The sequence below is a fragment of the Pseudarthrobacter sp. RHLT3-21 genome, assembly GCF_059383495.1.
The window spans coordinates 1-7,390 of the sequence record NZ_JBWZCI010000050.1; the positions used below are offsets into that span (position 1 = coordinate 1).

Genomic DNA, 7,390 nt, shown 5'->3' on the forward strand with positions numbered 1-7,390 from the left:
TGGCCGATCTCCACGAGGGCTACCCCCAGCTCCGCCAGGAGCGACGGCGACACCTCACCCGTCCACGGGCCGTCCGCCCAGCCGCAGTTCTGGGCGCCAAGCAGAAGCGATGATCCTGCGAGGACGCTGCCGGCGGCCGGAAGAACCGGGAACGAAGGAATCACAAACGGGACTACCCGCCCGGCCACAAGGGCCGGACGGGAGTCCACTTCGTGCTGTATACGGGCAAGTACATCGAAGTGTTCTACAACCGCTGGCGACCCCACAGCAACAATGACGGCCTGCCGCCAGCCACCGCAATGGCGGCCTTCACGCCAACCGCACAACCGCTTCCCGCGGCTGCCTCACCAAAAAGAAACTACGCGACTCTCTCACATCCTTGACACACCTCACATCAACCCCGCACCGGGCCACACTGCCGGCGGAGCCTGTGGCCACTAAGTGTCCGGCCCACCTTTGGCGGAAGTGCTCACTGTGCACCGCGAGTTCGCCTACCAGCTGACTAGCTTGGGCGTCGTTGGGATGCCGGCCAACATCGGAACGAAGGGTTCCCACCGCTTCGGACGCGACCGTCTTCCAGTCCCGGAAGAGCTCACGTGCGGAAGGGTCAAGGATGATCCACCGGGTGAGGTTTCGCTCCGCCGCCGCCATGGACGGGAAATCGGCGAACAGGAGGAAGGCCAGATCGTTTCCGGCCAACACGTCGGTGCGGCGGCCCAGAATGAGGGCGGGCACGTTGCCAACAGATTCAAGGAGTTGCCGCAGCGCTGGCCGCACGCTTTGTGCTGGAGCATGCGGACGCTCGGACATTGCGCAGTTCTCCAGGAGGTCCATCATGTGCGCCTGTTCGCTTGAATCTAAGCTCAAAGCCCTCGCCACCGAATCCAGCACTGCCCGGGAGGGGTGGATGTTGCGGCCCTGTTCCAACCGGGCGTAGTAGTCGGTGCTCACGTCGGCCAGCCGGGCGATCTCTTCGCGCCGCAGCCCGGGCACGCGCCGCCAACCCGAGGTGGAGCCGATCCCGGCTTTCTCCGGCGTCAACCGTGACCGCATTACCTTCAGGAACTTTCCGAGCTCCGCGCTCTGACCCATGTTTACCATTCACCATGGCCGTGTCCACGTTTCCTCGGGCAGGGAAGGTAGGACTCCGCGTCCTAGGAACAGCAGGGACAGGAAAACCTGCTGACAATGCCGCGCGAGGTGCGTAACGTCCGATGGTGTAGTCCTCAGGAAACCGGTTCCCGCGCCAGTCTGCCAGGCCAGGTGCCTGGGGCCCACGAAACCAGGGAAACCTTTCCGGTCAAGCTGGAAGCCTTGCCGCCGGTGACCGGTACCTGGCATTACTGAAAGCCGCCGGGCGCAAATGATATTCGGCCGCGGCGAGGAGCAGCAGCGCGGACATTGCAGGCAGTGCGGCGTACCAGTTGATTGGATGTTAGAAGACAAGAAGAGGACCATGGATTACTCGCTGATGGCATACACGCTCATCAACACAATCAATCACGAGGGCCGCAGCGCGTTACCGCATGCACCTGTCGTAGCGGAACGATGCGCTGGAGGCACACGCAGGAGGCTGAGCGACCTGCAGGGCCGGCTGGCGGGCGTTTTGCATGAGGCTGCGTGGGCAATTCAGCCCGCACCGCCGGCTGTACCGAGTTCCGATGGGGCGTCCGCCGCGGCCTTGGCCGCGGGATGTCGAGTTTGATGGATGAAGTAAGGGAGTAATCATGAGAATTGCAGTGACAGGCGGAAGCGGAAAGCTCGGGCGCCACGTGGTCCGCAGGCTGACTGATGACGGCCACGAGGTGCTGAACCTTGACCGGGCCGGGGACAGGAGTCCTGGGCTGGCCGTCGTGGACTTGCGCAATTACGGACAGGTGCTCGATGTGCTCCTCGGTCTGGACGACAGGCACAAAGGGTTCGACGCCGTTGTCCACCTGGGTGCCGTTCCCGCGCCCGGCATCCTACCGGACGCCGCCACCTTCGAGAACAATATGCTCTCCAGCTACAACGTCTTCCAGGCGTGCCGGCGGGCCGGGATCAAGAAGGTGGTTTATGCCTCCAGTGAGACGGTGCTGGGACTGCCGTTCGACGTCGACCCTCCCTACATCCCGGTGGATGAGGAATACCCCGCCAGGCCGGAAAGTACCTACTCGCTGGTGAAGCATCTTGAGGAGCAGATGGCGATCGAGTTGACGCGCTGGGATCCGGAGCTGAGCATTACGGGCCTGCGGTTCTCCAACGTCATGGATGCCGAGGATTACGAACGGTTCCCGTCGTTCGATTCAGACGCCAAGGCGCGGAAATGGAACCTCTGGGGATACATCGACGGCCGCGATGGGGCGCAGGCCGTGGCGCGTGCCCTGGACAAAGGCCAGCCGGGCTTCAAGGCGTTCATCATTGCGAACGCGGACACCGTCATGACCCGTTCCAGCGCCAGTCTTGCCGCGGAGGTTTTCCCTAACGTCCAGGTGACGAAGGAACTAGGCGAACACGAGACCATGCTGTCCATCGACAAGGCCAGGCGCCTGCTGGGCTTCGAACCGGAGCACAGCTGGCGGACCCACCACCCCAACCGCACCACCCCCACCGAGAACTGAGGAGCATCATGCAGTACCGCACACTGGGCAACAGCGGCGCCGTGGTTTCGAACTACGCGCTGGGAACCATGACGTTCGGGGCCGAGGCCACCGAGGAAACGTCCCACGCCATCCTGGATAACTATGTTGCCGCCGGCGGCAACTTCATCGACACCGCTGACGTTTACAGCGCCGGCGTATCGGAGGAAATCATCGGACGCTGGCTCGCGCAGCGGCCCGAATCCAAGGACCGCGTGGTACTGGCCACCAAGGGACGCTTCCCCATGGGCGAGGCCCCGAACAACGTCGGCACGTCCCGCCGCCACCTGACCCGGGCCTTGGATGATTCCCTCCGCCGCCTGGGAGTGGAGCGGATTGACCTCTACCAGATGCACGCATGGGACCCCATCACACCGCTGGAGGAGACGCTCCGCTTCCTGCACGACTCCGTCAGCAATGGCAAGATCGCCTACTACGGGTTCTCCAACTTCCTGGGGTGGCAGCTGACCAAGGCGGTCCACCTGGCCAAAGCCCACGGTTGGAGCGCCCCCGTAACCCTGCAGCCGCAGTACAGCCTGCTGGTCCGCGAGATCGAGTCGGAGATCGTCCCGGCCTCCCTGGATGCGAACATCGGCCTGCTGCCGTGGTCGCCCTTGGGTGGCGGCTGGCTGTCCGGCAAATACAAGCGTGACGAGCCGCCCGCCGGTGCCACCCGGCTCGGCGAGAATCCCAACCGAGGCATGGAAGCGTGGCAGGCCCGCAACGACGACCCCCGCACCTGGGACGTCATCGGAACAGTGGAAAAGACTGCCGCTAACCACGGTGTGAGCGCCTCTCAAGTGGCCCTGGCCTGGCTGGCGGACCGGCCCGCGGTGACGTCCGTGATCCTCGGCGCCCGCAACATCGAGCAGCTGGCAGACAACCTCGCCGCGGCGGACCTCGAACTGACCCCCGAGGAATCAGAACGGCTGACCCGGGCCAGCCAGCCGCGCGTCGGGGTGTACCCCTATGGCCCCATGGCACATGAACAGCGCAGCCGGAAGATCGAAGGCGGCAGGTAACCCAAGGCCGAATGCAGGCGGCGCTATCTTGACGACGCCAGCCGTAGAAGTGAGCCACGACAGGGATAGGTTCCGTCGTCCTCGCCCACTCTCCGGAGACTAAAGCGTTCATCGCGCAGGACCATAGTCCTGTCCCTGCCGTTTTCCTGCACGACCCAGACGATGGAGCCGTCAGGCATGAGGGCATCCACGCTTCCGACGGCCTGACTATGACCATTAGGGATAATGCGGACCCGGTCACCCGTTTGTACTTTCCCCATCTTTCCGGACCCGTGGCCAGATTCCGTGCGCCTTTTGCAACGGTCCTTTCACGTGGTCTTGGCATTACATACCTTCCTTCTTGGGAGCTTCGGCCAGAGGAGCACAGTGGCCGGACCCGGGCACGGTCAATCTCAGTGAGCTGGCGATCTGTGCCGTGACAGTGTTTCGAAAAGGGTGGTGGAGTCTCCGACTTCGCGTCCTTCGGCGACGCCTTTGAGGAGGCGGCGTATGACTTTGCCGGAGCGGGTCTTGGGCAGTTCGGGGACAACGAGGATTGCTTTGAGCTTGGAGATGGGGCCGATTTCCTTGCCGACGTGGTTGCGGAGTTCCTGGATAATCGTGTCGCCAAGGTGCAACTGCGGATCGCTGCCGCTCCGCACACCGATCGGGCCGACCTGCCGCTGAGTTCCGCATGGGAATTGCGAAGACAGACATCATCGCGGGATTGCCGGCCCCAGCAGCCAAGAACTTCCTATGCCGCATTAGGTTTGCAGACGTTCATGAGGAATGGGCCTTGTCTTCCTTGCATCACATGGGGCTTCCGACCCGCATGCCACCCTTCGTGGCTTTGAAGACGCCGGGTACATCGAAGCGTGCCGAGCACTCTCCCGGCAACCATCCTTGGTGGACAACAACAACGCCCGGGAAATGCCCTCGCCATGCCCAGCTTCGGGAAACCGATCACACGGACGACAGCGGACTGGCTGGCCGCTGAAATGGTGGACCGGGCCAAAGCCTACAACTCCGCTCCCACCAAGCTTTGTGCAGCGCACGAAAATCTTCGGCAGCTACCTCGACACAACGGTTCATTCCCTCGGCGACGTGGAACTCGTCGTGGGGCAGCGCACCACCGACCCGAAAAGACTCCAGCGATACGGCACCGCAAGCGGACGGTCATTTCCCACATTCACGGATCATCTGCTCCGGCCACATAAGGAAGACGCACTCATCCTGAAGAACCGCGCCACGGCCATCAACATCACCATGGAAGGCATCGATCACCTCACAGACAAGGCCGAGACCATCTACTCCATGGCCGACCATGAAACCGCCATCCCTCCCCCACTCCATAAATGAAGACACCCCGGCCAGGCGGACAACGTCGCTACAGGGCCCGGAGCCGCGGACCTGCGGTCAGCTGCGCCAACCCCACACGGCGCCCGTACGGTGACGGGGCCGTAAGTGACCCTGCGGTGCGTTCACCAGCGGGGGTGGACCGCCTCGCGGAAGTAGCGGTCGTAGATTGAGCGCACGCCGTCGTCGAACTCCGGGGTGATCGCGGTTCCGGCCGCGGCGGCGTTGGCCCTGGCCTGCCCAACGGTGCGGGCACCGGGGATGACCGAGGTGACGCCGTCCTGGGCTGTGACCCAGGCGATGGCCGCCTGTGCGGTACCGGCGCCCTCCGGCGCCAGCTGCTCGAACTCGGCCACCGCCTCGAGTCCCAGTTCGAAGTCCACTCCGGAGAAGGTTTCGCCGACGTCGAACGCGTCGCCGGCGCGGTTGTAGTTGCGGTGGTCGTCCTCGGCGAAGGTGGTGTCCTTGGTGTACTTCCCGGAGAGCAGGCCGGATGCGAGGGGAACGCGGGCGATGATGCCCACCCCCGCGGCCTTGGCAGCGGGGAGCACCTCCTCCAGCGGCTTGAGCCGGAAGGCGTTCAGAATGATCTGCACTGAGGCCGTGCCGTCGTGGCGCAGGGCTTCGAGGGCTTCATCGGTCCGTTCCACGCTGACGCCGTAGTTCTTGATGGCCCCCTCGGCAACGAGGGTATCCAGGGCGTCGTACACGTCCGGGCGGCTGTATACGGCGGTGGGCGGGCAGTGCAGCTGAACCAGGTCCAGGGCGTCGGCCCGAAGGTTGCGGCGCGAGCGGTCCACCCATTGGCGGAAGTTGGCCAGGTTGTAGTTCTCCGGGCGCTGCTCCAGCCTGCGGCCCATCTTGGTCGCCACCGTGATGCCCGTGCCAGGGTTGTCGGCGAGGAACGCTCCGATGGCCTGCTCGCTGCGGCCGTCCCCGTACACGTCCGCGGTGTCGAAGAAGGTCACGCCGGCCTCCGCCGAGGCTGCGAGGATGGCCTGCGCCTGGGCCGGGTCAACGTTGCCCCAGTCCGCACCCAGTTGCCATGTTCCCAGTCCAATGACTGAAACGTTCCGTCCGGTCTTGCCTAAGATGCGCTGTTCCACCCTCTGACTATATGCCGAAACCAAACGCAGGGTCACTTCGCATTCCTTCGGGGGCACAATGTGGCATGGGGTGGGCGTGGAGGAATTCAAGCGGCGGGTAAGCATGCAGTATGTCTTTCCGGCGGCGGCGGGGATGACACGCTGACCCGCTCCGGGCGGGCGTGGCAGATGTTGCGCAGCTTCTGGTAGCGCTGCCAGGCAAGCGGGACCTTATTTAGCAGGCGGAAGGAATTTCACACGTCTGGAATGCGTGGCATCCGCTCCCAGGCTCACGGCGAGACCGGTGGTGAGGAACATGATCTCGACTATAGGAAGTGATCGGATGCCGGCACCGTCCAGCAGGGCTCCGCCCAGGAGTGCCCCGCCCCCGATCCCCACGTTGAAGGCGGTCGTCTGCAGCGCTGCTGCAAGGTTTCGCATGCGGAACGAGGCGGTGTGTAGCATGCGGGTCTGCAGCATCGCAGGGAGGCCGCCGAAAGCAACGCCCCAGAGGACGAATGCCCCGACGACGATGACAGGGTTCGCCGAAACCAGTGCGAGCACGAGAGCGGACGCTATCACGACGAGCACAGCCAGTGCGAAACTGCGCTTCGGGAATCGGTCTGCCGCGAAGCCTGCGAGCACGAGGCCGATAGCTCCGGCGCCACCGAACAGGAAGAGCAGGAAAGCGACAGACGGCGGCGGGAAATAGGCCACTTGGATGAGCCATGGCGCGATTTAGGTGTAGAAGGTGTTCTGCCCTGCGATGATGATGGCGATGACGGCGCACCCGACGATCACCCCGCGAAGGCTACGGTCTTTGTGCAGCGGCAGGGAAGGCTCCCCCGTCTTGATCGTTACCTTGTCATTCACCGGTGGTAGGAACCTGATAACAACGACCGCGATGATCAGCACGATGCCCCCGAGAATTGCGAACGAAGGCCGCCGACCCTCCGCCCGCAGTAATTGCAACGGCCCGACCTAATTGGTGTTTAGGCACGAGGTGGGCCGAGTAAGCGGCGACAACCGCCCAGAACAGGCCGTGTGCCAGGCCTCCGAGAACACGGGCACAGACGAGTATCCCATAGCTAGGGGCCGAGGTCAGCGAGGACGTTTGCCAGCGCAATGACGAGTAATACCACGACCACTAGTAGTACTTTGTTATGTTGGTGCTCGTTGTCGGCAGTGGGGGCAGTAACCGAGCCATACGGCGAGGACTCTTTTGGAGTTCTCTGAGGATGCCGTAGAGGCTCAGGCTGCCCCAGCTGCTTTTGGGTTTGTCAGCCTTAGCTTGGTGATGAAGAGGTGCGCTGCGGTGGCGAGGGTGACG

The 7,390-nt window shown here is 63.6% G+C and carries 7 protein-coding genes and 2 pseudogenes; 3 read left to right on the forward strand and 6 right to left on the reverse strand.

The genetic code is table 11. The features are described 5' to 3' along the window. Positions 1-215, reverse strand: a pseudogene (locus AC50YA_RS22905) (triose-phosphate isomerase); the annotation flags it as partial. 94 nt (positions 216-309) lie between these two features. Continuing rightward, positions 310-1,092, reverse strand: coding sequence for a helix-turn-helix domain-containing protein (locus tag AC50YA_RS22910; RefSeq protein ID WP_494984448.1), 783 nt, complete (start codon positions 1,090-1,092; stop codon positions 310-312). A 635-nt stretch (positions 1,093-1,727) separates the two neighbouring features. Between AC50YA_RS22910 and AC50YA_RS22915 the strand changes: the two genes are divergently transcribed. Together AC50YA_RS22915 and AC50YA_RS22920 are read left to right on the forward strand one after the other, a co-directional pair. Beyond that, complete coding sequence (locus AC50YA_RS22915) at positions 1,728-2,600, forward strand: NAD-dependent epimerase/dehydratase family protein (RefSeq protein ID WP_494984449.1); 873 nt, start codon at positions 1,728-1,730, stop codon at positions 2,598-2,600. A gap of 8 nt (positions 2,601-2,608) precedes the next feature. Beyond that, positions 2,609-3,640 carry an aldo/keto reductase gene (locus AC50YA_RS22920; RefSeq protein ID WP_494984450.1) on the forward strand — a complete coding sequence of 344 codons (1,032 nt, stop codon included), beginning with the start codon at positions 2,609-2,611 and terminating at the stop codon, positions 3,638-3,640. A gap of 324 nt (positions 3,641-3,964) precedes the next feature. Here the strand turns inward: AC50YA_RS22920 and AC50YA_RS22925 are convergent. Further along, positions 3,965-4,248 (reverse strand): annotated as a pseudogene (locus tag AC50YA_RS22925) (AMP-binding enzyme); the annotation flags it as partial. Between the two features lie 415 nt (positions 4,249-4,663). Here AC50YA_RS22925 and AC50YA_RS22930 point away from each other — a divergent pair. Then, positions 4,664-4,978: a hypothetical protein gene (locus AC50YA_RS22930; protein WP_494984451.1), complete on the forward strand. Its 315-nt coding sequence runs from the start codon at positions 4,664-4,666 to the stop codon at positions 4,976-4,978. 122 nt (positions 4,979-5,100) lie between these two features. Here the strand turns inward: AC50YA_RS22930 and AC50YA_RS22935 are convergent, their stop codons facing one another. The 3 genes from AC50YA_RS22935 to AC50YA_RS22945 all read right to left on the reverse strand — a co-directional run bounded on the left by AC50YA_RS22935 (position 5,101) and on the right by AC50YA_RS22945 (position 6,933). Then, positions 5,101-6,081: an aldo/keto reductase gene (locus tag AC50YA_RS22935; protein WP_494984452.1), complete on the reverse strand. Its 981-nt coding sequence runs from the start codon at positions 6,079-6,081 to the stop codon at positions 5,101-5,103. A 210-nt stretch (positions 6,082-6,291) separates the two neighbouring features. Further along, positions 6,292-6,777 carry an MFS transporter gene (locus AC50YA_RS22940; protein ID WP_494984453.1) on the reverse strand — a complete coding sequence of 162 codons (486 nt, stop codon included), beginning with the start codon at positions 6,775-6,777 and terminating at the stop codon, positions 6,292-6,294. A 21-nt stretch (positions 6,778-6,798) separates the two neighbouring features. Then, on the reverse strand, positions 6,799-6,933 hold the full coding sequence (locus AC50YA_RS22945; protein WP_494984454.1) for a hypothetical protein: 135 nt from the start codon (positions 6,931-6,933) through the stop codon (positions 6,799-6,801). Between the last annotated feature and the right edge of the window lie 457 nt (positions 6,934-7,390).